Origin of the sequence: Methylobacterium sp. E-041 (genome assembly GCF_022829665.1) — a bacterium.
GTDB lineage: Bacteria > Pseudomonadota > Alphaproteobacteria > Rhizobiales > Beijerinckiaceae > Methylobacterium.
In genome coordinates this window covers 105,262-130,408 of record NZ_JAKSYQ010000179.1, presented here as the reverse complement: position 1 = coordinate 130,408, position 25,147 = coordinate 105,262, and the positions used below count along the sequence as shown (strand labels likewise).

The window sequence follows — 25,147 nt, the reverse complement described above, 5'->3', positions numbered from 1 at the left end:
GCCGCGCGCCTCCGACCTCGAAGACGGCTTCGTCGAAAGCATGCTTCGTCCGGCGTGGGCGTGCGCGTGGGGATGCTCGCGCGGATTGACCGGATCCAGTCAAGTTCCGCTGGTTCGCAGTCGAGAATGGTACGCGAACGCGTACTTTCGGGCGAATACTTAGAAACGATACTGACGGCCATCCAATGGAGGCCGCTTTGATCCATATCGTCACGCCCGAGAACATCGATCGTTACCGCGATGCCATGGAGCAGGCCTATCGCCTGCGTCATCAAGTCTTCGTCGAGGAGAAGGGCTGGCACGACCTCGCCAAGCCCGACGGACGCGAGATCGACCAGTTCGACGACGGCCACGCCGTCCACATGCTCGCGATGCAGGGCGACCGCGTCGTCGGCTACCAGCGCATGCTGCCGACCACCCGCCCCTACCTGCTCACCGAAGTCCTGCCGGAGCTCTGCGAGGTCCCCGCGCCCCGGAGCGCGCGGGTCTGGGAGTGGACCCGCTACGCCGTGCAGCGCGACGTGCGCGACCGCGGCCGCATCCTGAGCCCGGTCGGAAGCGCGCTCCTGGCCGGCATCGTCGAGTGGGGTCTCGAGAGCGGGATCGAGTCGATCGTTATCGAGATGAACCCGCTCTGGCTGCTGCGCCTCGTGCAGCTGCATTTCCGGGTGACCCCCCTCGGCCTGCCCTGCCGGATCGCCGGCGAGGACACCCTCGCCGTGGTCGCGGCCTTCGACGTGCGCACGCTCCGGCGCCTGCGCGAGACCCGCAACGACGCCGCCTCCGTGCTGACCGCGCGCCCCGCCCTGCCGCAGCGCCTGGCGAGCTGACCCCAACCGTTCCGGCGCGATGCCGCCGGACCCCGATCGACGCCAACCCGCGAACGAACCGATGACACGACAGACCCTTCCCGCTTCCACCGAACCCGACAACCCGATGGAGCGCCTCGCCGAGATCTGCATCGAGGCACACGGCCTGATCGAGGAGGCCGGCACGCCGGAGATGAAGGCGACCCTCGAGGCTCTCCTCGTCCGGGTCGGCTTCGGCCTCGCCGAGCGCCTCGACCCGCAGCACCGCACGGCCTGACCGGCCGGCGAACGGAATCGACGCCGGCCGCGCCCGCCGCCGACCCGAACGGGTCGGCGGCGCTGCGCGGCCGGTCGTGCGCGCCGTCGCCGGCCGACTTGTCCACCGCTTATCCAACGACCCGCCGGGATGGGAAACCGATCGGTAAGGGACGCCGCGCCACGGTGTCCCGCGACCAGCATTCGGGATCCGAAAGCCGATGATGACCAAGGACCAGCTCGCGACCGAGCTGAAGCGCATCGCGACGACGCAGATCAGCGACATCACGCGCGCGGTGAAGGAGGGCCAGAAGTCCATCGCCCTCAACGAGGTGCGGGACATGGCCCATCGCCTCGAGCGCCTGGCCGACGCCTTCCACCCGCGGCTCGCCGCGCCCGTGGACGCCGTCGACCCCGGCGCCCAGGCCGCTTGACGCCGTCGCACGGGCCCGCCGGCCCACCCAACCAGGAACGGGGCGTTCGATCATGATCCACGCGTTCTTCAACATCCGCCTCGACGACGCCTACCTGCCGGAGCGCACCGGGCAGCTCGTCCGGGACGCCGGCGAGGCGCGCGCGGTGGCGCGCACCATCATCCGCCGCCTCGTCGTCCAGCACGGCGGCGAGCCGCGCCTGCTGAACGCGGTGATGGCGGTCACCGACGCGGACGGCGCGTCCATCCTCGACCTGTCGTTCTTCGAGGCGCTCTACGTGCCCGTGGCGGCGCCCGAGCGGGCGGGGCCCGCGCGCCCGCGCGCCGACCTGCGCCGCGCGGCGGGCCGGATGCCCGACGCCGTCTCCGGCAAGGCGGCCGCGGCAGTCGCGGGCATCGCCGCTCGGATGCGGGCCCTGTCGACGCATCCGCGGATCGGCGCCGCGGCCCTGCGGCTGCGTGCGCATCTCGCGGCGATGGCCGACCTGCTGTCGTTCCGGCGCGACCCGCGGCAGCGCTTCACCCTGCAGCTCGATCCGGGCCGCTGATCGCGACCGCGCTCAGCCGACGAGGGCCAGCGCCCCGATCTCGTCCTGCTCGTCCTGCGGGATGACGTCGACCTCGACCTTGAGCTTCTGCTTGCCCGAGCCGCTGACGATGCCGTCGACGGGCGAGACGTCGCCGTAGTCGCGCCCGCGGGCGACGACGATGTGGTCGTCGCGAACCCCGATGCCGTTGGTCGGGTCGAGGCCGAGCCAGCCGTCGCCGCACCAGACCGCGACCCAGGCGTGGCTCGCATCCGCGCCGCGAAGCCGCGGCCGCCCGGCCGGCGGGATCGTGCGGAGATACCCGCTGACATAGGCCGCGGGCAGCCCGATGCCGCGAAGCCCGGCGATCATCACGTGGGCGAAATCCTGGCAGACGCCGGCGCGCAGGGCGAAGGCCTCGGCCAGCGGCGTGTGCACGTCGGTGGCCTTCGCGTCGAAGCGGAAGTCGGCGCGGATGCGTGCCATCAGGTCGAAGGCGGCGCCGTAGGCGCTGCGCGCGGGCGAGAAGCTCGCCCGCGCGTAGTCGGTCACCGCCGGCAGCAGCGGCACCCGAGCGCTCGGGAACAGGAAGTGGACCGGCGCGTCGGCCCCGAGATCGCGGGACGCGATCGCCGCCATCCGCGCCGCCTCCCAGCTGCGGCCGGATTCGGGCGCCGGCAGCGGCCCGCGCTCGACCCGCACCTTCGACAGCGCCTCGACCCGGAACCGGGTGTGCGGCGCGTCCAGGGTGATGCCGACGGTCTCGATGCCGAAATAGTCGCGCCGGATCACCGCGGTCGCCGGGCTCGGGTCGATCGTCACCGCGCTCTCGAGCACGCTCTGGCCCTCGCCGTCGGCGGGCTTCAGGCGCAGGGAGCAGCGCGCGAAGCTGACCGGCTTCGCATAGGTGTAGGTGGTGACGTGGCGCAGCGTGTAGATCACGCCAGGCCCGCCAGCTTCTCGGGCCGCAGGGCGTGCGGCCCGTTCGGGAAGTAGCGGCCGGCGATGGTGTCGGCGAGCCGCTCCAGGTCGTCCTCGATCCGCGCCAGGCCGACGCCGTCGAAGTCGGCGGCCTCGCCGCTGCGCAGGGTCGCCACGATCCGCGCGGCCAGCCGGCAATGCGGCTCGGGGATGCCGTCGGCCGAGAGCGCCGGCAGCTCGGCCAGGTGCCGGCCGATCGCCTCCGCCTGGAACGCGACCGAGCGCGGGTTGTAGGGGTCGAGGAGCACCATGTCGCGCACGGGGTCGAGGGCCACGCCCTGCATGTAGCGCGCGCCGTAGGTGACCTGCGAATCGGCGAGGGAGAGCAGGACGCCGAGGCAGTCGGCCCCGGCCTCGTCGTGGCCGAAGGCCAGCGTGAAGGCGCAGGTGTTGATCGCCCGCTCGATCCGCCGCCCGAGATCGACGAAGTGCCAGCCGGCGGCGCGGTTCATGTTCTCGTGCGTCAGGCCCGAGAGCGCCGCGATGTGGCTCAGCGCCCGCTCGGCCCGGCCGAGCAGCTGCGACTCGGTGAACGCCCGGGCGGTGTCCAGCGAGAGCAGGTCGATCAGGTCGGCGAGCACCAGCCACGCCTCGCCCGAGAGCCGAGCGCGCAGGGTCGCCGCGTTGGTGCGGGCCGAGATCACGTGGGCGCGGGCGGAGCCGTGGACCTCGCGCCCGACCAGGGCCTCCTGCGCCAGCGCCGCCGTCGGCATGTCGGCGGAGCTGGCCGCCCCCCATTCCTCCAAGAGCGCGCGGATGCGGAGCGCGGTCGGCGCCGCGGTGTCGCCCGAGATGTCGGTGACGACGGCGTCGCCGACGCTGCGCAGGTGCGCCAGCACGAGGCGGATCACCGCCTCGGCCCGCTCGACGTAGCGGCCGAACCAGAACAGGCCGTCGGCCGCCCGCGAGGGCAGGTGCCCGGAGATGCGCCGGACCCGCGGCGTGGCCTGCTGCCCGAGATGGCGCGTGTCGACCGGGTTCTCCGAGAGGATCCAGACGTCGGCCGAGCGGATGCCGAGGCGCATCTCGATCGGGTCGACGTTCTCGCGCTCCGAGACCCGGCAGAAGCCGCCGGGCATCACCCGCCAGCCGTCGGGGGTGCGGGCGGCGAACACGCGCAGCGCGAAGGGGCGGGGGACGAGGTGCAGGCCCCGGTCGGTCCGCTCCCAGGCTGGCATGGTCGAGAGCGGCCCGAGGTCCTGGCCGACGAAGTCGAACGGCCGGTCGTGGAAGGCCGCGATCACCCGCTCGCGCTCGGCGGCGAGCGCCTGCGGCCCGAGGATCGCGTCGCGCCCCGCCCCGCGCTGCGGGGTGGCGGCCGGGCGCAGCGTCATCGCGTCGAGGTTGTCCCGAACGTGGGCGAGACCGGCCGGATCGCCGCACCACCACGCCGGCGGGCTCTTCAGCCTGAGGCCCTCGCCGAGGATGCGCTGCGCGATCCCTTCGAGATACGGGCTGAGGGCCGCCGACTCGACCACGCCGGAGCCCGGCATGTTGGCCATCACCAGGCTGCCGTTGCGCAAAGCCTCGATCACGCCGGGGATGCCGAGCCGCGAGGCCGGGTTGAGCTCCAGCGGATCGAGGAAGTCGCCGTCGATCCGGCGCCAGACCGCGTCGGCCCGCTTCAGGCCGGAGACGGTGCGCACGTGCAGGCACCCGTCCTGCATGACGAGGTCGTCGCCCTCGACCAGCATCAGCCCGAGATAGCGCGCGAGCGCCGCCTGCTCGACGTAGGTGCTGCTGTAGGGCCCCGAGGTCAGCAGGCAGATGCGCGGGTCCGAGCGCGCGGACCCGGCCGCCAGGCCTTCGCGGAACGCCTGGAAGAAGGCCGGGAAGCGCTCGACCTGCAGGCTCTCGAGCACGTCCGGGAAGGTGCGGCCGAGCACCATCCGGTTCTCCAGGGCGTAGCCGAGGCCGGAGGGCGCCTGCGTCCGGTCGGCCAGCACACGCCAGGCCCCGTCCGGCCCGCGGCCGATATCGGCGGCGTAGAGCTTGAGCCAGCGCCCGCCGGGAGGCGCGACCCCGTGCAGCGGGCGCAGGAACTCGGGACTGCCGGCGACCACGGCGGCCGGCAGGAGGCCGTCGGCGACGAGGTGGCCCGGCCCGTAGACGTCGGCGAGGACCGCCTCCATCAGCTCGGCCCGCTGGATCAGCCCGGCGCTCAAGGCGCGCCACTCGGCCGCCTCGATCACCAGCGGCAGCGAGCCCAACGGCCAGGCATGCTCGCGCTGGTCGCCGTAGATGCGGAACGAGATGCCGGTGTCGCGGATGTGGCGCTCCGCCGAGACGAAGCGCGCCATGATCTCGGGCTCGCTCAGCCGCGCGAGCCGCTCGAGCAGCCGGGGCCACGCGCCGCGCGCGCGGCCGTCCGCGTCGAGATATTCGTCCGGCCGGCCGGGTTCGGGCCGATAGCCGTCGGCCCAGCGCGCGAGCCGGTCCGGCTCGTCCGCGGCGTCCGCGTCGGCCGGTGCGTGCCGTCCTGCCGTGACCTGTGCCGCCGCCAGCGTCGGGCTCATGTCGGCTTCGGCGTGCGCAGGTCGAGCGTGAGCGGGAATTCGGGGTTGGTCTCGGGCACCGGCATCGCGATCTTGCCTGGCGTATGGCCGTGGGCCTGGAAGCGGGCGAGGCGCCGCCCCTCCGCCTCGTAGGTGTTGACGGGATGCGTCTCGTAGTTGCGGCCGCCGGGGTGGGCGACGTGATAGCGGCAGCCGCCGAGCGCGCGCCCGCTCCAGCTGTCGAGGATGTCGAAGGTCAGCGGCGAGTGCGCGGGGATCGTCGGGTGCAGCGACGAGGCCGGCTGCCAGGCCTTGAACCGCAGGCCCGCGACCGCTTCGCCGCCGGTGCCGGTGCCGGTCATCGGCAGGCGCCGGCCGTTGCAGGCGATGACGTGGCGGCCGGGCACGAAGCCCTCGACCTTGACCTGCAGGCGCTCGACCGAGCTGTCGACGAAGCGGACGGTGCCGGCACTGGTCCCCTCCTCGCCCATCACGTGCCACGGTTCCAGCGCCTGACGCAGCTCGAGCTTCACGCCGCCGTGCTCGACCCGGCCGAAGACCGGGAAGCGGAACGCGGCCTGCGCCTCGAAGGCCGTGGGGTCGAAGTCGTAGCCCGCGGCCCGCAGATCCTCCAGCACGTCGAGGAAGTCGGCCCAGAGGAAATGCGGGAGCATGAAGCGATCGTGCAGGCCCGTGCCCCAGCGGACACAGCCGCCGACCTGCGGCTCGCGCCACAGCCACGCCACCAGCGCCCGCAGCAGCAATTGCTGCGCGAGGCTCATGCGCGGGTCCGGCGGCATCTCGAAGGCGCGGAACTCGAGCAGCCCGAGCCGCCCGGTCGGCCCGTCGGGCGAGTACAGCTTGTCGATGCAGATTTCGGACCGGTGGGTGTTGCCGGTGACGTCCACGAGGATGTTGCGGAACACCCGGTCGACGAGCCAGCGCGGGATGTTGGGCTCGTCCGGGCCCGGCACCTGCGCCAGGGCGATCTCCAGCTCGTAGAGGCCGTCGTGGCGGGCCTCGTCCATGCGCGGGGCCTGGCTCGTCGGGCCGATGTAGAGGCCGGAGAACAGGTACGAGAGCGCCGGGTGGCGCTGCCAGTACAGCACCAGGCTCTTCAGGAGGTCGGGCCGGCGCAGGAACGGCGAGTCGTCGGGCGTGGCGCCGCCCATCACCACGTGGTTGCCGCCGCCCGTCCCGGTGTGGCGCCCGTCCACCATGAACTTCTCGGCGCCCAGCCGGGTCTGGCGGGCGTCGGCGTAGAGGTCGGTGGTGATCGCCACCGCGTCGCGCCAGGAGGTCGCCGGGTGGACGTTGATCTCGATCACGCCCGGGTCGGGGGTGACCTTGATCACGTTGAGGCGCGGGTCGAAGGGGGGCTCGTAGCCCTCGACGTGGATCGCGAGCCCGAGCCCCGACGCGGCTTCCTCCAGGACGCCGATCAGCTCGAGGTACTCGTCGGCGCGCTGGGTCGGCGGCATGAACACCCGCAGCGTCCCGTCGCGCGGCTCGACGGCGAGCGCGGTGCGCACCGCGACGCCGGTGATGCCGCCGCCGTTGACCGTTCGCTTGCCGGTCCCTTCGCCGGTTCCTTTGCGGGCATGCCCCTCGGGCAGGGGCTCGCGCGGCTCCAGCGGGTCCTGCGGCTGGTAGTAGGGGTAATGCTCCGGCGGCACGTACGGGAGCGAGCCGAGCGGCAGGCGGAAGCCCAGCGGCGAGTCGCCGGGCACCAGGAACGCGTGGCCGCGGCGGAAATCCCAGGCCTCGGAGATCCAGACCCGGTCGGAATCGCCGTCCTTGCCGGTGGGCAGGCTCGCGAGCGGCAGCACGAAGCCGGCCGGGTTGCCGAGGCCCCGCTCGTAGACGCGGTGGATGCGCGAATCGAATTCCACCGAGCCGCTCTTGGCCTCCTGCGTCGTTACGTTGACGGGCAGCTCCGCGCGCTTCTCCTCCCACTGCGCCGGGTCCTCGTAGACCGGCATCACGTAGTCCTGCAGCCCGAAATGCCCGGCGACCGCATCGATCAGGCGACGCGCGGCGTCGGCGTCGGCCGTCTTCGGGCCGTCCTCCCGCGCGATCAGGTCGGCGTCGCGCCAGATCGGGCGGCCGTCGCGGCGCCAGTACAGGGCGAAGGCCCAGCGCGGCAGGCTCTCGCCCGGATACCACTTGCCCTGGCCGTAATGCAGCATGCCGCCCGGCGCGAAGCGGTCGCGCAGGCGGCGGATCAGCTTGTCGGCCAGCCCCCGCTTCGACGGGCCGACGGCGGCGATGTTCCATTCCGGCGCCTCGAAGTCGTCGATCGAGACGAAGGTCGGCTCGCCGCCCATGGTCAGGCGCACGTCCTGGGCGACGAGGTCGGCGTCGACCCGGTCGCCGAGGGCGTCCATGGCCGCCCAGACCGCGTCCGAGAACGGTTTGGTGATGCGCGGGCTCTCCTCCACGCGCGCCACGGTCATCTCGAAGCCGAACTCGACCTTGGCCGGCTCGGCGAGCCCCGAGATCGGCGCGGCCGAATGGTAGTGCGGGGTGGCGGCCAGCGGGATGTGCCCCTCCCCGCAGAGCAGGCCGGAGGTGGCGTCGAGCCCGATCCAGCCGGCGCCGGGCAGGTAGACCTCGGCCCAGGCGTGCAGGTCGGTGAAGTCGGTCTTGGTGCCCTCGGGGCCGTCGACCGCGGTGGTGTCGGGCACGAGCTGGATCAGGTACCCCGAGACGAAGCGGGCGGCGAAGCCGATGCGGCGCAGCACCTGGACGAGGAGCCAGGCCGAATCGCGGCAGGAGCCGCTCTTCAGGGTCAGGGTCTCGGCCGGCGTCTGGACGCCCGGCTCCATCCGGACGCCGTAGGCGACCTCGCGGCTGATCTGCGCGTTCAGCGCCACCAGGAACAGCACGGTGTTCGGCTCGGACGGCAGGCGCGCCAGGAAGCCGTCGATCTCAGGCCCCTGGGCGTCGTCAAGGACGCGGTAGGGCGCCAGCTCGGCGACGAGGTCGGGGGCGTAGGCGAACGGGCGGGCCTGCGCGTAGTCCTCGACGAAGAAGTCGAACGGGTTGATCACCGACATGTCGGCGGTGAGGTCGACCTCGATCTTCAGCTCGCTGGTCTTCTCCGGGAAGACCAGCCGGGCGAGCCAGTTCCCGTTCGGGTCCTGCTGCCAGTTCACGAAGTGGTTCTCCGGGGTCACCTTGAGGGTGTAGGAGGGGATCTTCGTGCGCGCATGCGGCGCCGGCCGCAGGCGAATCACCTGCGGCCCGAGCGCGATCGGCCGGTCGTAGGTGTAGTGCGTGACGTGGTGCAGGGCGGCTTTGATCGACACGGGCACTCTCGTCTGGGCGAAGCAGGTGGCGTCCGGATCGAATCCGGCGGTGCCCTCGTCTGCGCCTTATGCGGCAAAGGGGAGGGCGCAAGCAATTTCCATGCGGCGTCCGGCTCCGGGCGGCGCGCCGCGTCCTCCCCGTGCCGCGCCCCCCGGGAACTTTGCCGGGCAAGCCCGTTTGATGCGGCGAGGACGGTCCGCCCGGCGGCGGCCGCCGACGACTGCCGACGACGCCTTCGACGACAGGGTGCTTGCCCGCCTCGGGCGCCGGGACCCGCCATGAAGATCTTCCAGTGCCAAGCCTGCGACCAGCCGCTCACCTTCGAGAGCACGGCCTGCGACAGCTGCCAGCGGCGCCTCGGCTACGTCTGCGAGGTGCACGAGATCTCCGCGCTCGAGCCGTCGGTCCGCTCGGCCCATCCGGGCTCGGCCGAGGCGCAGACCTTCCACGCCTATGCGCGGCCCGGCCAGCGCTACCGCTTCTGCGCCAACGCCCGGCACGCGGCCTGCAACTGGCTCGTGCCGGACGACGCGCCCGAGACGTTCTGCGTCACCTGCCGCCACAACCGCGTCGTCCCCGACCTGACGCTCGCCTGGAACCTGACCCGCTGGCGTCAGGTCGAGGCGGCCAAGCACCGGCTGTTCTACTCGCTGCTGCGCCTCGACCTGCCGCTGGCCACCCGTGCGCAATACACCGACGGGCTCGCCTTCGACTTCCTGGTCGACCCGTCCGAGAGCTTCCTGATCGGGCCGCCGGTGCTCACGGGCCACCTCAACGGCCTGATCAGCATGAACATCGCCGAGGCCGACGACGTCGAGCGCGAGCGGCGCCGGATCCGCTTCGGCGAGCATTACCGCACCCTGCTCGGGCATTTCCGCCACGAGATCGGGCATTACTTCTGGTACCTGCTGGTCCAGAACAGCCCGCACCTGTGGACGTTCCGCGATCTGTTCGGCGACGAGAGCCTGAACTACGTCGGCGCCCTGCAGAACCACTACGCCCACGGCGCGCCGGGCGATTGGGAGGAATCCTTCGTCTCGGCCTACGCCACGAGCCACCCGTGGGAGGATTTCGCCGAGACCTGGGCGCATTACCTGCACATCGTCGACACGGTGGAGACCGCCTCGACCTTCGCGCTCCAATTGCGGCCGCAGCTGCGCCGGGGCGGCAGCGAGCCGGTGGTGATCGACTTCGATCCCTATCGCACGCCCGACCTCGACAAGCTGATCGCGGCGTGGCTGCCGCTCACCTACGCGGTGAACTCGCTGTCCCGCAGCATGGGGCAGCCCGACCTCTACCCGTTCCGCCTGACGCCCGCGGTGATCGCCAAGCTCGCCTTCGTGCACGAGCGCATCTACGCGGTGCGCGGCGACATGAGCGCCAAGGCCGGCGCGGAGGCGGGCGCCGACATCCTGCGCGCGGTGATCGCGGGGTTGCGCCAGAAGGTGGCGGTGCCGAACGCGTGAGCGCGTCCGGCCGCCCTACCAGAGGGTGGCGGCCGCGCGTGCCGGCCAGGCCTCGTCGTAGGGGCGGCCGCCGACCTCGCCCGCGCTCAGGGCGGCCAGGATCGTCCCCGGGCTCGGCAGCGTCCCCGCCTCGACGTGGCGGGCGGGATCCCACAGCTGCGCGCGGACGACGGCGCGGGCGCACTGGAAGTAGGCCTGCTCGACGGTGACCACGAGGGCGGTGCGCGGCGCCTGCCCGTCGACGGCGAAGCTTTCCAAAAGGGCCGGATCGGCCGAGACCACGGCCCGCCCGTTCACGCGGAAGGTCGTCCCCGAGCCGGGGATCAGGAACAGCAGGGCGACGCGCGGATCGCGCACCACGTTGCGCAGGCTGTCGATCCGGTTGTTGCCGCGGCGGTCGGGCAGCACCAGGGTGTGCGGGTCGACGACCCGGACGAAGCCCGGACCGTCGCCCCGCGGGCTGCAATCGAGCCCCTCCGGGCCGGCGGTGGCGAGGATCGCGAAGGGCGAGGCCGCGATCAGCGCGGCGTAGTGCGCCGTGATCCGCTCGCTCTCCTTCACCACGGAGGCCGGGGCGAGGTGGTCGCCGTAGATGGCCTCGAGCCCGGCGAGGTCCCGTACGATCATGCCCCTGCCCCCGAGCGCCCGATCCGATGGTGGTGCGTCACGCGCGGTGCGTGACGATCCCGCGAACGCCCGTCAGGCGGATTTCGCTGCGCGGCTCGCCGTGAACGCCGCGTGCTCGGCCAGCAGCTCGCCCGACAGCGCCTTGGCGATCAGCGCGCGGGTCTCCGCCACGCCGTAGAGCGCCACGAACGAGCCGAAGCGCGGGCCGCGGGCCTCGCCGAACAGCACGTTGTAGATCGTCGTGAACCACGCCTGCGACACGCCGGGCCGTCCGTCCGGGCTCTTGCCCTTGCCCGACAGGTCCGGGAAGTGCCGCCGCCCGACCTCGTAGACCACCGCCTGCAAGCCCTCCGGGTCGGTCGAGCCGTCGTGCTCGGTGAGCGACGCGGAGAGGTCGTCGAGGGCGGCGCGCTCCTCCGGGCTCGGCGCCCGGTAGCTCTTGGCCGGGCGCACGAAGTCGCGGAAGTAGGCCAGCGCGTGGCCGACGAGCCGGTCGAGGCCGGGATGGGTCTCGGGGCCGACGTCGGCGGCGTAGCGCCGGATGAAGCCCCAGAGCACGCCCGGCTCCTCGGCGTTGGCCACCGCCACGAGGTTGAGCAGCATCGCGAAGCTCACGCTGCCCTTGGACCCCCCTTGCGCGCCCTCCCCGATCCGCTCCGGCGCGGGCGGGTTGCCAGCATGGATGTGCCAGACGGGGTTGCCCAGGCGCAGCTTGGCGTCCTGCGCGGCGTAGCGCTCGGAGAAGCTCAGCACCTCGTCGACGTGCCGCGGGATCACGTCGAAGAACAGCCGCTTGGCCTCGCGCGGCTTGTTGTACATGAACAGGCTCAGGCTCTCCGGCGTGCCGTAGGCGAGCCAGTCGTCGATGGTCAGCCCGTTGCCCTTCGACTTGGAGATCTTCTGGCCCTTCTCGTCGAGGAACAGCTCGTAGTTGAAGCCTTCCGGCGGCTCGCCCCCGAGCGCGCGGGCGATCTGCCCGGAGAGCTTCACCGAGTCGATCAGGTCCTTGCCGGCCATCTCGTAGTCGATGCCCAGCGCCAACCAGCGCATCGCCCAGTCGGGCTTCCACTGCAGCTTGGCGTGGCCGCCGGTGATCGGGGTCTCGTAGGCCTCGCCGGTCTTCGGGTCGCGCCAGGCGAGCGTTCCCCGGTCCGCGTGCACCGCGTCGACCACCACCTGCATCACCTCCCCGGTCACCGGGTGCAGCGGCAGGAACGGGGAATACGAGGCCGAGCGCTCGGCGCGCAGCGACGGCAGCATGATCGCCATCACCGCGTCGTAGCGCTCCGCGACCCGCATCAGGGCCGCGTCGAACACGCCGGAGCGGTAGCAGTCGGTGGCCGAGCGGAACTCGTAGTCGAAGCCGAAGGCGTCGAGGAAGCGGCGCAGCTCTGCGTTGTTGTGCGCGCCGAAGCTGTCATGCGTGCCGAACGGATCGGGCACCCGCGTCAGCGGCTGGTTGAGGTGCTGGGCCAGCATCGCGCGCTCGGGCACGTTGTCGGGCACCTTGCGCAGGCCGTCCATGTCGTCGGAGAACGCGATCAGCCGCGTCGGCACGGCGTCCTTCGTCAGCACCCGGAAGGCGTGGCGCACCATCGAGGTCCGCGCCACCTCGCCGAAGGTGCCGATATGCGGCAGCCCCGACGGCCCGTAGCCGGTCTCGAACAGCACCTCCGGCTTGGGCCGGCGCTCCAGCCGGGCCACGAGCTTGCGCGCCTCCTCGAACGGCCAGGCGGCGGCGGTGGCGGCGGCCTCGATCAGGTCGGGGTCGAGGTGGAGGGGCGCGGACATGGGCTGGGACGCTGGACTGTGACACGGGATCTTCGCGGGTGCGGCACCCTAATGAGGTTTGCCGCGATGCGAAATCGACTTTTACGGCCGCTCGGCCGGGTCGTCGGCCCCCGATCCCGTCGGCCGGTTCTCCAACGTCCTGACGGCCTCGACGAGTTTCGGGAAGGTCGCTTGCATCAGCGCTCGGTTCTGCTCCGTCCGGCCGGCGTCGTGGTCGAACCCGTGATTGTGCCGCACGCGGTGCCGAAAGCCCTTCAGCTCCATCAGCGAAACGTAGAGCTCGTCGTCGAGCACGGCCGGACGCAGGCCCGGTATCTGCGCCCGCATCTGATCGAGCAGGTCCTGGTGCGAGGTGTCGCCGGTCGGTGCGGCCCCGTCGACGTCCTTGGCGATGCCGAGCAGCACGTCCTCGATGCCGTTGTCAGCGTTGTGAAGGGCGGCCGCGATCGCCGTGAGCCGCCCCCACGTCGTCCGCTGCTCCGGCGGGAGGGCGTCGTATCCGGCGAGGAACGCGTCGAGGTTCGCCAGCTCGCGGCCCGCGCGGTCGAGCTTCGGACCAGGCTTGGCGAAGGCGGGCAGTCGCGACGCGATCACGGGACCGCCTTCTCGAATGCCTCCCGCTGCGACGGCGTGAGATCGCAGGCATAGATCAGGTCGTAGGGGATGCCGGTGCCGCGCATCACCGCAGCCACCGCCCGCTCGACGGCGGCGCGTTCGGCCGGATCGATCGGCCCGCGCACCAGGAGGTCGATGTCGGAATGCAGCCGGAAACGCCCGGTCGCCAGCGAGCCGATGAGGCTGATCGCGCGACCCTGCGCCTCGCTGTCGGACACGATCCGTGCCGCGAGGCCTCGCGCCGTCCGGTGACGGTCCGCGACGCGGGCGGCGAGGATGCGCTCGAACGGGCTCGGAGCCGTCATGGCCGCCTCACGCCGTTTGCGGGATCGCCTCTCCGCAGGACCGCCCCTTTGCAGGACCGCCCCTTTGCAGGACCGTGCCGAGGATACCCGCAGGAACGCCTGCGGAAAAGGAGACGCGTCGGTCCCGGACGCAATGCGGATCAGAACGGGCTGACGGGGAAGAACCGCAGGTACAGCTCGGTGTACTTCCCGTCGTCCCACACCCGCTGCAGCGCGTCGTCCAGCGCGCGCGACAGGGCCGCGTCCTCGGGCCGGGTGATCAGGCCGATGCCCTCGCCGAAGTAGCGGTTCTCGAGGTAGTCGCCGCCGACGAGCGCGCAGCAATTGCCCGCCTCCAGGCCGCCGACCCAAAGGGCGAGGCCGAGCCCGTCGGCGAAGACGTAGTCGGCCTCGCCCCGCTTCACCGCGCCTTCCGCCGCGGCGAGGTCGGAAAACGGCTTCGCCTCGGCCTTGGGAAAGAACGCCTGGAGGTAGGCGGCGTGGGCGCTGCCGCCGACCACCGCCACCGACTTGCCCGCCAGCGCGCTCGCCGAGGGAGCCGGCAGGCCGCGGTCGACGCGGGCGGCGAAGCGCGCCGGCCACCGGAAATACGGGCGCGTCGCGGAGAACGTCGCCCGCAGCGTCGGCGTCAGCGGGATCGCGGCGGCGACGACGTCGCCCTGCTTGTCCGTCAGGCCGTCGAGGAGGGTGTCGAAGCGCCGGGCCTGCACGGTGCAGGTGATCGACAGCTTCTCGCAGACGGCGCGGGCCAACTCCACCACGAAGCCCGTCGGGTTTCCGTCGGGGCCTGCGAAGTGCAGCGGCGGGAACTCGTCGTCGGTCAGGAAGCGCACGGCCCGGCCGGTCTGCGGCGCCTCGACCCGCTCGCCGCGGCTGCGCGGGTTCCAGAAGTTGGGCACCGTCACGGCGGCGGGCGCGGGGCTGCCGGCGACGGGCTGGCCGGCACGCACCTGACCGGCACGATCCTGGGCGCCCGCCTGCGGCATCGTCGCGACGCAGAGGCCGATGGCTAAGAGAATAGTCTTGATCGAGGACATCGTGCTTGCGCCGGGGCCGGGCGCACCTATGATCGCGGGGCGCCGACGGCGCGATGGGGAGGGGGTCCGGCTCACGCCCCCGCCTTAGCACGTCCCGGAGCCGACGGCAGCCGGCCCCGTGTCGTTCCTCCGTTTCCTGGGCCCGCCCCTCGGCGCACCGGGCCTGCCGCCGGAGATCGCGTTCCTGGCGGCCGAAGGCGTCGACGCGGCCTTGCTCCGCCGGGCCGCGGCGCTGGCCGAGGCGAGCGGCACCGATGCGGCGACCGCGCTGCTGCGGGCCGGGCTGATGGACGAGGAGCCGTATTACCGGGCGCTCGCCCGCGCGCTCGACGCGGCGTATCTCGACGGGCCGATCCCGCTCGGCATGGGCGCGCGCTTTCCCGACAGCCTCTCGCTCGGCATGGCGCCCCTGGTCCTCGGGGCCCCCGCCCCGGCGGTACTGGCGCCGCGCGGGCGGCAGATCGCCGAGCTGCTCGCCGGGCGCAGCCCGCGCGGGCGGATGCCGGCGGTGACGAGCCCGACCCGCCTGCGCGCGGCCCTGTTCGCGGCGATCCCCGAGGCCATCGCCGGCTACGCGGTCGACGACCTCGAGGCGAAGGCGCCGGACTGGGCCTTCGGCAGCCGTCCCCTGGGGCCGGCCCTGGCGCTGGTCGCGCTCGTGGCGTGCGCCGGCATCGTGGTGTTCGAGGCCCTGCCCCCGTTCCTCGCGATGATCCTGGTCGTGGCGGCGCAGACGCTGTTCCTGGTGATGGCGATCTTCCGCGTCGGCGCCGTGTTCGTCGGCGTCCCGACCGTCCCGCCGCCGATCGCCTCGCCCCTGAGCGACCGCGACCTGCCGACCTACACCGTCCTCGTGGCGCTCTATCGCGAGGCCCGCGTGGTGCCGCGGCTCGTCTCGGCGCTGGCCCGGCTCGACTATCCGGCGGCCAAGCTCGACCTGAAGTTCGTCGTCGAGGCCGACGATGCCGGCACCATCGCCGCGCTGGCGGAGGTCCCCCTGCCCGCCCGCTTCGAGGTGATCGCGGTGCCCGACGGCCGGCCGCGGACGAAGCCGCGGGCGCTCAACGTCGCCCTGCCGCTCGCCCGCGGCGAGCTGCTCGTGGTCTACGACGCCGAGGACGTGCCCGATCCCGGCCAGCTCCGGCTCGCCGCCGAGATCTTCGCGCGGGCGCCCGCCCGCACCGCCTGCCTCCAGGGCCGGCTGGTGATCGACAACGCGGAGGATTCCTGGATCGCCCGGTGCTTCGCCATCGAGTATGCGGGCCTGTTCGACGTGCTCAATCCGGCGCTGGCGCAGTGGCGCCTGCCGATGCCGCTCGGCGGGACCTCGATGCACGTGCGCACCGAGGTGCTGCGCAAGCTGCACGGCTGGGACGCGCGCAACGTCACGGAGGATGCCGATCTCGGGATGCGGCTGGCCTGCGCCGGCTACGAGGTCGGCGACCTGCCGAGCGCGACGATCGAGGAGGCGCCGAACAACCTGCCGGCCTGGCTGCACCAGCGCGTCCGCTGGATGAAGGGGTTCCTGCAGACCACCGTCACCTACGGCCGCCGCCCCGCCGAGACCTGCCGGCAGCTCGGGCGCCTCGACGCGCTCTGCGCCGTGACGCTGCTGCCCGGCGCCGTCGCCTCGGCCCTGGTCTATCCGATCTTCCTCGTCTGGGCGGGCGCCGACTTCCTGCTCCAGGAGATCCCGGCCGCGCCCGAGCCCTGGCCGAACCTGCCGCTCGCCGTCGCGATCACCCTGTTCCTGGCGGGATCCGCGGCCCTGGTCCTGCCGGCGGCGCTCGGCTGCATCCGCCGGGGCTGGTGGGACCTGCTGTGGTTCGTGCCCGGGATGCTGCTCTACTTCGCCCTGGTGAGCGTCGCCGCGTGGCTCGCGGTGATCGAGTTCGTCCGTGCGCCCTCGCGCTGGAACAAGACCGAGCACGGGCTGTCGCGCACCTCGCGCAGCGGCCTGCTGCGTCCGCGGCGCCCGGCGGCGTGAGGCCCGCGCCGGATGCTCAGATCCGCCGCGCGAGCTCCGCCGCGGTCTCGTCGGCCGGGCGCATCAGGTTGAGCGCGCCGAGGAAGCGGTTCCTGCCGTCCATCACGTAGACCAGCGCGGTGTGCTCCATCGTGTAGTCGCCGTCCTTGCCCGGCACTTTGCGGCTGTAGGCACGATAGGCCTTCACGGCCGCCGCCACCTGCGCCGGGCTGCCGGTGAGCCCGGCGATCCGCGGATCGAAGCTCGACAGGTAGGCCTTGAGGCTCGCCGGCGTGTCCCGCTCGGGATCGACGGTGATGAAGGCGACCTTCATCGCCTTGGCCTTCGGCCCCAACGCCGCCAGCACGTCCGAGATCTGCTGCAGCGTGGTCGGGCAGATGTCGGGGCAGTGGGTGAAGCCGAAGAACACGAGGTGCGTGGTGCCCGCGAAGTCGGCTTCGGTGACCGCCTTGCCGTCCTGGTCGACCAGCGCGAACGGCCCGCCGACGCTCGAGGCCGCCACCTCCGTCCGCTCCGGCATCAGCGTGAAGACGGCCGCCGCCGTGAGCCCGACGAAACCGAGCACGAAGGCGATGATGGGCAGGAGGGCGCGGCGCATGGAGGTGACCTTCTCGCGACGGCCGCTGGAACAGCATGGGCGGCCGCGGGAGGCAAGGTCGGGGCACCTCGGAGGCCCCCGGCGCTTTGCCTCAGGCCCGCGTTCCGTCGTGCGCCTCCCTGGCCTGGAACCCGGTTCGGCAGGTGCCCGCGCGACGCCCTCACGATGCGTCCGGCGTCACGATCGGGCTGGCCGCAGACGGGAAGCGGCCGGGTCTAGATCGCGATCTGCGCCTGCTCGACGCGGTCCGCGACACTCTGTTCCTTGAGCGCGTCGCCCACCATCAGGATCGCCGGTCCTTCGAGCAGCGAAGCCTCGACCCGCTCCGCGAGATCGGCCGCCGTGCCCCGCAGCGCCGCCTGGTTGGGCCGCGTCGCGTTGAACACCACCAGAGCCGGCGTCGCCGGTGCCAAGCCTTCGGCGACCGCGCGGTCCAGCAGCACCCGCAGGGTGCGCTTGGGCATGTAGACCACGGTGGTGACCGAAGGGTCGGCGAGCGCCCCCCAGTTCAGGTCGTCCGGCAGCGCGCCGCGGCGGTCGTGGCCGGTGACGTATTGCAGGCGGCGCGCCGCGTCGCGGTGGGTGAGCGAGACGCCGAGGGAGGCGGCCGCGCCCTGCGCCGCGCTGATCCCGGGCACCATGGCGACGGGGATGCCGGCCTGCCGGCAGGCCTCGATCTCCTCGCCGGCGCGGCCGAAGATCAGCGGGTCGCCGGACTTGAGGCGCACCACCTGCTTGCCGGACTTGGCGAGCGAGACCATCAGCGCGTTGATGTCGTCCTGGCGGCAGGAAGGGCCGTGGCCGGTCTTGCCGACCAGCATCGTGCGCGCCTCGCGGCGGGCGTAGTCCAGGATCTCGGGGGCGACGAGGTCGTCGTAGAGGATGACGTCGGCGTTGCGCAGGGCCCGCAGCGCCTTCAGCGTCAGCAGCTCGGCATCGCCCGGCCCGGCGCCGACCAGCGTCACCGCCCCGCCCTTCGGCGCGGCCTCGGTCTGCGCGAGCAGCCTGTCGAGGTCGGCCTGCGTCGGGGCCCGGTCGGGCTCGGCGAAGGCCAGGTCCGAGAAGCGCTCCCAGAACCCGCGGCGCTCGCTGAACCCGTGGAAGCGGGCGGTGACGCCCTCGCGCCAGTCCCGCGCCGCCGCGACCCAACGCGAAAACCCGCGCGGCAGCATCGCCTCGATGCGCGCCCGCACGGTCTGCCCGAAGACCGGCACCGCGCCTTCCGTCGAGATGCCCACCACCAGCGGCGAGCGGTTGACGATGGCGCCGAACTTCACGTCGCAGAGATGCGGCCGGTCGACGGCGTTGACGATGGCGCCGGTGCCGCGCGCGGCCGCGACGAAGGCGACGCACTCGGCCTCGTCCTCCATCGCGCCGATGCAGAAGGCCGAGCCCCACAGGTCGTCCGGCGTCCAGGCCCGCTCGTGCAGGGTCACGCTGCCGGCGACGATCTCGCCCGGAACGTTGCGCATCTCCTCGCTCGGCTCGGCGGCGTAGACGTCGACGTGGGCGCCGGCGGCGGCGAGCAGCTTCACCTTCCAGGGCGCGCCGCCGTTCGAGCCGGCCAGCACCGCGCGCTTCCCCTGCAGCGGCACGAAGACGGGTAGGACGGCGAGGGGCTCGAGGCCGGCGCGGGTCTCGCGCGGCTGGCGGGGCGTGCTCATGAGGGTCGGCTTGGATCTCGGCAGGGTCACGGACGAACCTGATGCTACGCGGCGTCGCGCGCAAGCGCCTCCGGCAGCAGCTTGCGGATCTCAGGGATGCACGAGCCGCAATTCGTGCCGGCCTTGCAGGCCGCGCCCACCGCCTCGACGGAGCCCGCTCCGCCCGCGATGGTCGCCGTGATGACGTCGAGCCCGACCCCGTGGCAGGCGCAGACCACCGGCCCCGCCCCGGCGGTGGCGGCGCGGCCCGAGAGCAGGGCGCGGCGCTCGGCCGCGCCGGGCACCGCCTCCGCGAACAGGGCCTTGGCCGCCTCCCAGTCGGGCCGGCCCGCGTCGGGACCGAACGCGAGGCAGGCGAGGAGGCGCTCGCCGTCGTAGACCGCGCAGCGGTAGCGGCCGCGGGCGTGGTCGGCGTACTCGGCGAGCTCCAGCCCCTGGAACAAGCCGCGCATCAGCAGCATGGCCTCGCGCGACCCGTCCTGCGTGGCGAATTGCAGGCCCGCGCCGCCGGCGATCGTGGCGCGCGCCCACCACCATCCGGCGGGCGCCGCGACCGGGTCGCGGCTGAGCAGGAAGCCCCGCGAGCGGTAGGCGGCAGCCTGGATCGCCGCCGGCGTCGCCTTCAGCTCGGGCTGGCCCGAAAGCGGGTCGGGCACGCCGCGGACCAGCGCCCCGACGCGGGCCATCGAGGCGTTCGAATCGTTCCAGTGCATCGGCATGAACAGGTTGCCGGGCGCCACCGCCTCGGTGACGATCACCTCCAGCTCGGCGGCCCCGTGCGCGGTCGAGACCCGGGCGAGGCCGCCCTCGGTCAGGCCCGCGGCGGCGGCGTCGCGCGGATGCACCTGGACGAAGGGCACCGGGCGATGGGCCGAGAGCCGCTGGCTCTTCCCCGTCCGCGTCATCGTGTGCCAGTGGTCGCGCACCCGGCCGGTGTTGAGCACGAAGGGCATCGCCGCGCTCGTCGCCTGCGCCAGGGCCGGCGCCTGCACCGCGACGAAGCGGGCGCGCTTGTCGAAGGTGAAGAAGCGGCCGTCGGAAAAGAGCCGCGCCTTCGTGCCGCTGCGCTTCGTCAGCGGCCACTGCACCGGCAGGTTCGTCTCGTAGGCGGCGTCCCCGATGTCGGCGAGCGCGCCGATGTCGAAATCGCGGGTGCCGTTGTTCTCGAACGCCGACAGCGCGGCGTGCTGGCGGAACACCGCCGCCGCCGAGGTGAAGCCGAAGGCGGCGCCGTGGCCGAGGCGGCGCCCGACGTCGGCGAGCACCGCCCAGTCCGGCCGCGCCTCGCCCGGCGCCTTGAGGAAGCGGCGCTGGCGCGTGATCCGGCGCTCGGAATTGGTGACCGTGCCGTCCTTCTCGCCCCAGGCCAGGGCCGGCAGCAGCACGGTCTTCCGGGCCGTGGCGCGGGCGGTGTCGGAATCGGCCATCACCTCGGAGACGACGAGCAGGTCGAGGCCCTTCAGGGCCTCCTTGATCATGTCGGCCTGCGGCATCGAGACCAGCGGGTTGGTCCCCATCACCCAGAGCGCCTTGATCTTGCCGCGGGCGACCGCGTCGAACAGCGCCACCGCCTTCATCCCCTCGCCGGTGATGAGGTTCGGCGCGTTCCAGAAGCGGCGGACCTTGTCGACCTCCTCCGGCGCGAAGTGCATGTGGGCGGCCAGCATGTTGGCCAGCCCCCCGACCTCGCGCCCGCCCATGGCGTTGGGCTGGCCGGTCAGCGAGAACGGCCCCGCGCCCGGCTGCCCGATGCGCCCGGTGGCGAGGTGGCAGTTTATGATCGCGTTGCCCTTGTCGGTCCCCTGCGCCGACTGGTTCGCGCCCTGCGAGAAGGCGGTGACAACGCGCTGCGTGGCGGCGAACAGGTCGAAGAAGGCGGAGACGTCCGCCTCCGACAGGCCGGTCGCCGCCGCGGTGGCGGCCAGCGTCGGCGCGATCGACTGCGCCCGCTCGAGCGCGCCCTCGTAGCCGGAGGTGTGGTCGGTCACGAAGCGGGCGTCGCACGCGCCGATGCGGTCGAGATGCACCAGCAGGCCCGAGAACAGCGCGCTGTCGGTCCCGGGCCTGAGGCCGAGGAACAGGTCGGCCTCCTCCGCGGTCTCGGTCCGGCGCGGGTCGACCACCACGAGCTTGGTGCCGCGCGTCGTGCGCGCGTCCACCATCCGGCGGAACAGGATCGGGTGGCACCAGGCGGTGTTCGAGCCGACGAGCACGATGACGTCGGCCTCGTCGAGGTCCTCGTAGCAGCCCGGCACGGTGTCGGAGCCGAAGGCCCGGCGGTGGGCGGCGACCGCGCTCGACATGCACAGGCGCGAGTTGGTGTCGACGTGCGGCGTGCCGAGGAAGCCCTTCGCGAGCTTGTTGGCGACGTAGTAATCCTCGGTGAGCAGCTGCCCGGACAGGTAGAACGCGATCGCGTCCGGCCCGTGGGTCTCGGCCGTGCGGCGGAAGGCGCCGGCGACGGTGCCGAGCGCCGATTCCCACGACACCCGCGCGCCGTCGACGTGCGGGTGCAGCAGGCGGTTCTCCAGGCCCAGCGTCTCGCCGAGCGCCGAGCCCTTCGAGCACAGGCGGCCGAAATTGGCCGGGTGCGCGGTGTCCCCGGCGATCCCGGCGCCGCCCTTGCCGTCCGGCGTCGCGATCACCCCGCACCCGACGCCGCAATAGGGGCAGGTGGTCCGAACCGCCGCAGCCTGGTTCGCGCCCTGCTGGTTCGAGACCTGGGGCTCCGGCACGTGCACGGTCATGGCAGGGTCCTCGAATTCACGACGTCGGCCGGCGCCGGCGGAGGCAGCAAGAGTCGGGCCGGGCTCTGCCAGGGCTGCCCTTCCCGCGCGAGCGGGAGGGCGGCCCTGTCGGCTCAGTACACGTCGGCCTGGTAGCGCCCGGCCTTCTTCAGCGCGCCGAGATAGGCCACCGCCTCGTCGGGGGATTTGCCGCCGTGCTGGGCGGCGACGTCGATGATCGCGCGCTCCACGTCCTTGGCCATCCGCTTGGCGTCGCCGCAGACGTAGAAGTGGGCGCCGCCCTCCAGCCACTTCCACAAATCGGCGCCGTTCTCGCGCATGCGGTCCTGGACGTAGGTCTTCTCGGTGCCGTCGCGCGACCAGGCCAGCGACAGGCGCGTCAGCACCTTGTCGTCGCGCATCCGGGTGAGCTCGTCCTTGTAGAAGAAGTCGCTGGCCTGGCGCTGGTGGCCGTAGAACAGCCAGTTGCGCCCAGGCGCCTGCGTCGCGGCGCGCTCGCGCAGAAAGGCCCGGAACGGCGCGATGCCGGTGCCGGGGCCGCACATGATCACGTCGGTGGCGAGGTCCTTCGGCAGCCCGAAGCCGTGCGCCTTCTGCAGGTAGATCTTCGCCCGGGTCTGCTCGGGCATGCGCTCGCCGAGATGCGTCGAGGCGACGCCGAGCCGGAGGCGCGAGCGGTGGTTGTAGCGCACCGCGTCCACCGTCAGCGAGACCTTGCCCGCATCCATCTTCGGCGAGGACGAGATCGAGTAGAGCCGCGGCTGCAGCTCGTCGAGGGATTCGAGGAAGACCTCGGCGTCCGGGCGCGCGCCGGGAAACTTGTGCAGGGCGCCGAGCACGTCGAGATAGGCGGCGTCGCCGTCCGGGTCCTCGCCGGCCGAGAGCGCCTTGGCCTTCCGCCGGGCCTCGCCGGAGGTCAGCAGCGAGAGCAGCTGGTAGAGCCCGTCGGGGGCGGCGCCGAGCGAGTAGTCGGCGATCAGCCGGTCGCGCAGGGTCTTGCCGCCGATCACCCGCTCGGGGCGGGCGCCGAGCTCGGCGATCACCGCGTCGGCGAGCGCCGGCGCGTTGGCCGGGAACAGGCCGAGCGAATCGCCGGCCTCGTAGCTGATCGGCGTGTCCCTGAGGTCGAACTCGACGTGCCACGTCTCCTTCTCGCCGCCCGGCTCGTTGAGCCGGCGACGGCTGAGGAAGATCGCCTCCACCGGGTTCTCGCGGCAGAAGCCGAGGGGGCCGAGGTCGGCGGCCTTGTCCGCCGCCGCCTCGCCTGCGGCCGCGGCCGGCGCGGCGGCGTCGCCCGTGCCGAACTCCTCGTCGAGCTTCTTCAGCATCCGGAGCGTCTCCTTGCCGCCGGGCTGGCAGAGGTTCAGACGCGCCTCGCTCTTGAGGAAGATGGCGTTGGCGTAGTCGGCGCAATTGTAGCCGCACTGGCCGCAATCCTGCTGCGCCATCGCCGCCATGAGCTTCTGCGGCTCGGGCCGGGCCTTGGCCATCTCCATGCGCTCGGTGATCGGCAGCGACGGGTCGTGCCAGGGCGCGTCGTCGTTGTCGGCGAGCTTGGGGCCGCCGGCCATGTCGCCGGGGGCCAGGGCGGTGGCGCCCTCGACCGCCGGGCCGAGGAGGGCGGCGAAGTAGCCCGACAGCCACGAGCGCTGGTCGGCGGAGAACGGGGCGTTCTCGGGGACGAGGACGAGGGGGGGAGAGACGTGCTCGCTCATGCGGCTGCCTTGAGGGCTGGCTGGTCTTCGGCAAGGTCGCGCAGGGCTTCCGGCCCGGTGCGCGCCGTGAAGGTCTGGAAGCTCTCGTCCGGCCCGGTGCGGCGGGCGAGGTAGGTGCGCAGCAGCGCCTCGACGCGGGACGGCGCGTCCTCCGCCTTGATCGCGGTCCAGATCTCGGTGCCGATCTTCGGGTTCTCGGCGAAGCCGCCGCCGACCACGACGTCGTAGCCCGGAACGGTGTCGCCCTCCTCCGAGACCACCACCTTGGCGCCGATCAGGCCGATGTCGCCGATGTAGTGCTGGGCGCAGCTGTGGTGGCAGCCGGTGACGTGCACGTTGACCGGCACGTCGAGCTCCGGCAGCGCGGCCTCGACGTGGTCGGCGATGATCATCGCGTCGCCCTTGGTGTCGGCGGCGGCGAACTTGCAGCCGTTCGAGCCGGTGCAGGCGACGAGCCCCGCACGGATGCCGGCGGCCTTCGTGGTGAGCCCGAGCGCCTGCACCCGCGCCTCCACCTCGGCGACCTTGGCGTCGGGCACGCCGGAGAACAGGAAGTTCTGCCAGACCGTCATGCGGATCTGCCCGTCGCCGCATTCCTGCGCGATCCGCGCGAGCGCGCGGACCTGGTCGCTCATGATCTTGCCGACCGGCAGGATCACGCCGACCCAGTTCAGCCCGGGCTGGACCTGCGCATGCACGCCGACATGGGCGAACCGGTCGGTGGTGCGGCGCGGCGCGACGTGGGCGGGGTCGACCCGGTCGAGCTTGCGCCCGAGCTTCTCCTCGACGGCGGCGAGGTACTTGTCGAAGCCCCAGGCGTCGAGGACGTACTTCATCCGCGCCTTGTTGCGGTTGGTCCGGTCGCCGTTCTCGATGAACACCCGGATGATCGCATCCGAGACCGCGTTGCAATCCTCCGGCCTCAGCACGATGCCGGTGTCGCGGGCGAGGTCCCGATGGCCGGAGATGCCGCCGAGCACCAGGCGCATCCACACGCCCGGCGCGACGCTCGCGCCCTCCAGCACCTCGATCGCCTGGAAGCCGATGTCGTTGGTCTCCTCCAGCACCGCGACGATGCCGCCGCCGTCGAAGGCGACGTTGAACTTGCGCGGCAGGCCGTAGAGCGACTGGTCGTTGATGATCCAGTTGTTCCAGGACTTGGCGAGCGGACGCGTGTCGAGGAGCTCCTGGGCGTCGATCCCGGCGGTGGGCGAGCCGGTGACGTTGCGGATGTTGTCGGCGCCCGCGCCGCGCGCCGTCAGCCCGATGTCGACGAGCCCGTCGAGGAAGGGCTGGGCGTGCTCGGGCGCGATGTGGCGCACCTGGAGGTTCGCCCGCGTGGTGACGTGGACGTAGCCGCCGCCATGCGCGTCGGCGAGGTCGGCGACGCCGGAAAACTGCCAATGGTGCAGGATGCCGTTGGGGATGCGCAGGCGCGCCATGAACGAGGTCTGGTTCGGGGCAACCCAGAACAGTCCGTGGTAGCGCCAGCGGAAGTTGTCCTCCGGCTTCGGGGCCTTGCCGGTGGCGGCCTCCACCTTCAGCCGGTTGTGGCCCTCGAACGGGTTCTCCGCGCGCTTCCACTTCTCCTGCTCGCAGAGCTTGCCGCCGGCCTTCACCGTGCGGTCCTGCGCCTTGATGTGGATCGCGTCCGGCCCGGTCGGCTCGGGCGGCGGACCGCCCTGGCCGAGGGCGAGGCCGCCGGTGAGGCGGGCGGCGGCGACGCCCGAGGCGAAGCCTTCGAGGTAGCGTTGCTGTTCGGCGTTGAAGTCTTCAGCCATGG

General features: G+C 72.6%; 19 protein-coding genes. 6 read left to right on the top strand and 13 right to left on the bottom strand.

From position 1 onward, the window contains the following. The first annotated feature begins 197 nt into the window (after positions 1–197). The 4 genes from MKK70_RS16110 (at position 198) to MKK70_RS16095 (ending at position 2,045) form a co-directional block, all read left to right on the top strand. Complete coding sequence (locus MKK70_RS16110) at positions 198–830, top strand: acyl-homoserine-lactone synthase (RefSeq protein ID WP_147841676.1); 633 nt, start codon at positions 198–200, stop codon at positions 828–830. Between the two features lie 61 nt (positions 831–891). Further along, positions 892–1,086, top strand: coding sequence for a hypothetical protein (locus MKK70_RS16105; protein ID WP_147728747.1), 195 nt, complete (start codon positions 892–894; stop codon positions 1,084–1,086). Positions 1,087–1,285: 199 nt separating this feature from the next. Next, positions 1,286–1,498 carry a hypothetical protein gene (locus tag MKK70_RS16100; protein ID WP_147728746.1) on the top strand — a complete coding sequence of 71 codons (213 nt, stop codon included), beginning with the start codon at positions 1,286–1,288 and terminating at the stop codon, positions 1,496–1,498. A 52-nt stretch (positions 1,499–1,550) separates the two neighbouring features. After that, a complete protein-coding gene (locus MKK70_RS16095; RefSeq protein WP_243933125.1) occupies positions 1,551–2,045 on the top strand; it encodes a DUF6894 family protein in 495 nt (164 codons plus the stop codon). A 12-nt stretch (positions 2,046–2,057) separates the two neighbouring features. Here MKK70_RS16095 and MKK70_RS16090 read toward each other — a convergent pair whose 3' ends face one another. The 3 genes from MKK70_RS16090 to MKK70_RS16080 are packed head-to-tail and all read right to left on the bottom strand — an operon-like array spanning position 2,058 to position 8,811. Further along, on the bottom strand, positions 2,058–2,966 hold the full coding sequence (locus MKK70_RS16090; protein WP_243948860.1) for a transglutaminase family protein: 909 nt from the start codon (positions 2,964–2,966) through the stop codon (positions 2,058–2,060). Next, positions 2,963–5,521, bottom strand: a complete 2,559-nt coding sequence (locus tag MKK70_RS16085) for a circularly permuted type 2 ATP-grasp protein (RefSeq protein ID WP_243948858.1) — start codon at positions 5,519–5,521, stop codon at positions 2,963–2,965. Before MKK70_RS16085 ends, MKK70_RS16090 begins: the two co-directional genes overlap by 4 nt. Beyond that, on the bottom strand, positions 5,518–8,811 hold the full coding sequence (locus MKK70_RS16080; protein WP_243948856.1) for a DUF2126 domain-containing protein: 3,294 nt from the start codon (positions 8,809–8,811) through the stop codon (positions 5,518–5,520). The genes MKK70_RS16085 and MKK70_RS16080 overlap by 4 nt, the downstream gene beginning before the upstream one ends. 279 nt (positions 8,812–9,090) lie before the next feature. Here MKK70_RS16080 and MKK70_RS16075 point away from each other — a divergent pair, with 279 nt between their 5' ends. Next, entirely contained in the window at positions 9,091–10,278 is a 1,188-nt protein-coding gene (locus MKK70_RS16075; protein WP_147726589.1) for a putative zinc-binding metallopeptidase, read from the top strand. Between the two features lie 15 nt (positions 10,279–10,293). Here the strand turns inward: MKK70_RS16075 and MKK70_RS16070 are convergent, their stop codons facing one another. From MKK70_RS16070 to MKK70_RS16050, 5 genes are all read right to left on the bottom strand, one after another. Continuing rightward, a complete protein-coding gene (locus MKK70_RS16070) occupies positions 10,294–10,905 on the bottom strand; it encodes a pyridoxamine 5'-phosphate oxidase family protein (RefSeq protein WP_147726591.1) in 612 nt (203 codons plus the stop codon). Positions 10,906–10,977: 72 nt separating this feature from the next. Next, the gene (locus tag MKK70_RS16065; RefSeq protein WP_243948853.1) at positions 10,978–12,696 is read right to left on the bottom strand and encodes a lysine--tRNA ligase; all 1,719 of its coding nucleotides are present in this window, start codon (positions 12,694–12,696) and stop codon (positions 10,978–10,980) included. Positions 12,697–12,777: 81 nt separating this feature from the next. Then, positions 12,778–13,290, bottom strand: a complete 513-nt coding sequence (locus tag MKK70_RS16060; protein ID WP_243933134.1) for a hypothetical protein — start codon at positions 13,288–13,290, stop codon at positions 12,778–12,780. Next, positions 13,287–13,616: a nucleotidyltransferase domain-containing protein gene (locus MKK70_RS16055; protein ID WP_243948851.1), complete on the bottom strand. Its 330-nt coding sequence runs from the start codon at positions 13,614–13,616 to the stop codon at positions 13,287–13,289. Before MKK70_RS16055 ends, MKK70_RS16060 begins: the two co-directional genes overlap by 4 nt. 140 nt (positions 13,617–13,756) lie before the next feature. After that, positions 13,757–14,653: a transporter substrate-binding domain-containing protein gene (locus MKK70_RS16050; RefSeq protein WP_243948849.1), complete on the bottom strand. Its 897-nt coding sequence runs from the start codon at positions 14,651–14,653 to the stop codon at positions 13,757–13,759. 118 nt (positions 14,654–14,771) lie between these two features. On the opposite strand from MKK70_RS16050, the gene MKK70_RS16045 reads away from it, so the two are divergent. Beyond that, positions 14,772–16,640 (top strand): glycosyltransferase, encoded by a 1,869-nt coding sequence (locus MKK70_RS16045; protein WP_409568282.1) that lies wholly within the window; start codon positions 14,772–14,774, stop codon positions 16,638–16,640. A 16-nt stretch (positions 16,641–16,656) separates the two neighbouring features. Here MKK70_RS16045 and MKK70_RS16040 read toward each other — a convergent pair whose 3' ends face one another. The 5 genes from MKK70_RS16040 to MKK70_RS16020 all read right to left on the bottom strand — a co-directional run bounded on the left by MKK70_RS16040 (position 16,657) and on the right by MKK70_RS16020 (position 25,145). Then, entirely contained in the window at positions 16,657–17,238 is a 582-nt protein-coding gene (locus MKK70_RS16040; RefSeq protein ID WP_243948847.1) for an SCO family protein, read from the bottom strand. A gap of 215 nt (positions 17,239–17,453) precedes the next feature. Then, positions 17,454–18,902 (bottom strand): siroheme synthase CysG, encoded by a 1,449-nt coding sequence (cysG, locus tag MKK70_RS16035; RefSeq protein WP_243948846.1) that lies wholly within the window; start codon positions 18,900–18,902, stop codon positions 17,454–17,456. 44 nt (positions 18,903–18,946) lie between these two features. Next, complete coding sequence (locus tag MKK70_RS16030) at positions 18,947–21,649, bottom strand: nitrate reductase (RefSeq protein ID WP_243948845.1); 2,703 nt, start codon at positions 21,647–21,649, stop codon at positions 18,947–18,949. A 113-nt stretch (positions 21,650–21,762) separates the two neighbouring features. Beyond that, the gene (locus MKK70_RS16025) at positions 21,763–23,364 is read right to left on the bottom strand and encodes a sulfite reductase subunit alpha (protein WP_243948844.1); all 1,602 of its coding nucleotides are present in this window, start codon (positions 23,362–23,364) and stop codon (positions 21,763–21,765) included. Continuing rightward, positions 23,361–25,145: a NirA family protein gene (locus tag MKK70_RS16020; RefSeq protein WP_147844307.1), complete on the bottom strand. Its 1,785-nt coding sequence runs from the start codon at positions 25,143–25,145 to the stop codon at positions 23,361–23,363. The genes MKK70_RS16025 and MKK70_RS16020 overlap by 4 nt, the downstream gene beginning before the upstream one ends. Between the last annotated feature and the right edge of the window lie 2 nt (positions 25,146–25,147).

Coding starts and splice junctions, on each gene's coding strand:
- MKK70_RS16105 (WP_147728747.1), top strand. CDS start 892: ATGACACGACAGACCCTTCCCGCTTCCACCGAACCCGACAACCCGATG.
- MKK70_RS16100 (WP_147728746.1), top strand. CDS start 1,286: ATGATGACCAAGGACCAGCTCGCGACCGAGCTGAAGCGCATCGCGACG.
- MKK70_RS16095 (WP_243933125.1), top strand. CDS start 1,551: ATGATCCACGCGTTCTTCAACATCCGCCTCGACGACGCCTACCTGCCG.
- MKK70_RS16085 (WP_243948858.1), bottom strand. CDS start 5,521: ATGAGCCCGACGCTGGCGGCGGCACAGGTCACGGCAGGACGGCACGCA.
- MKK70_RS16075 (WP_147726589.1), top strand. CDS start 9,091: ATGAAGATCTTCCAGTGCCAAGCCTGCGACCAGCCGCTCACCTTCGAG.
- MKK70_RS16070 (WP_147726591.1), bottom strand. CDS start 10,905: ATGATCGTACGGGACCTCGCCGGGCTCGAGGCCATCTACGGCGACCAC.
- MKK70_RS16065 (WP_243948853.1), bottom strand. CDS start 12,696: ATGTCCGCGCCCCTCCACCTCGACCCCGACCTGATCGAGGCCGCCGCC.
- MKK70_RS16055 (WP_243948851.1), bottom strand. CDS start 13,616: ATGACGGCTCCGAGCCCGTTCGAGCGCATCCTCGCCGCCCGCGTCGCG.
- MKK70_RS16050 (WP_243948849.1), bottom strand. CDS start 14,653: ATGTCCTCGATCAAGACTATTCTCTTAGCCATCGGCCTCTGCGTCGCG.
- MKK70_RS16040 (WP_243948847.1), bottom strand. CDS start 17,238: ATGCGCCGCGCCCTCCTGCCCATCATCGCCTTCGTGCTCGGTTTCGTC.
- cysG (WP_243948846.1), bottom strand. CDS start 18,902: ATGAGCACGCCCCGCCAGCCGCGCGAGACCCGCGCCGGCCTCGAGCCC.
- MKK70_RS16030 (WP_243948845.1), bottom strand. CDS start 21,649: ATGACCGTGCACGTGCCGGAGCCCCAGGTCTCGAACCAGCAGGGCGCG.
- MKK70_RS16025 (WP_243948844.1), bottom strand. CDS start 23,364: ATGAGCGAGCACGTCTCTCCCCCCCTCGTCCTCGTCCCCGAGAACGCC.
- MKK70_RS16020 (WP_147844307.1), bottom strand. CDS start 25,145: ATGGCTGAAGACTTCAACGCCGAACAGCAACGCTACCTCGAAGGCTTC.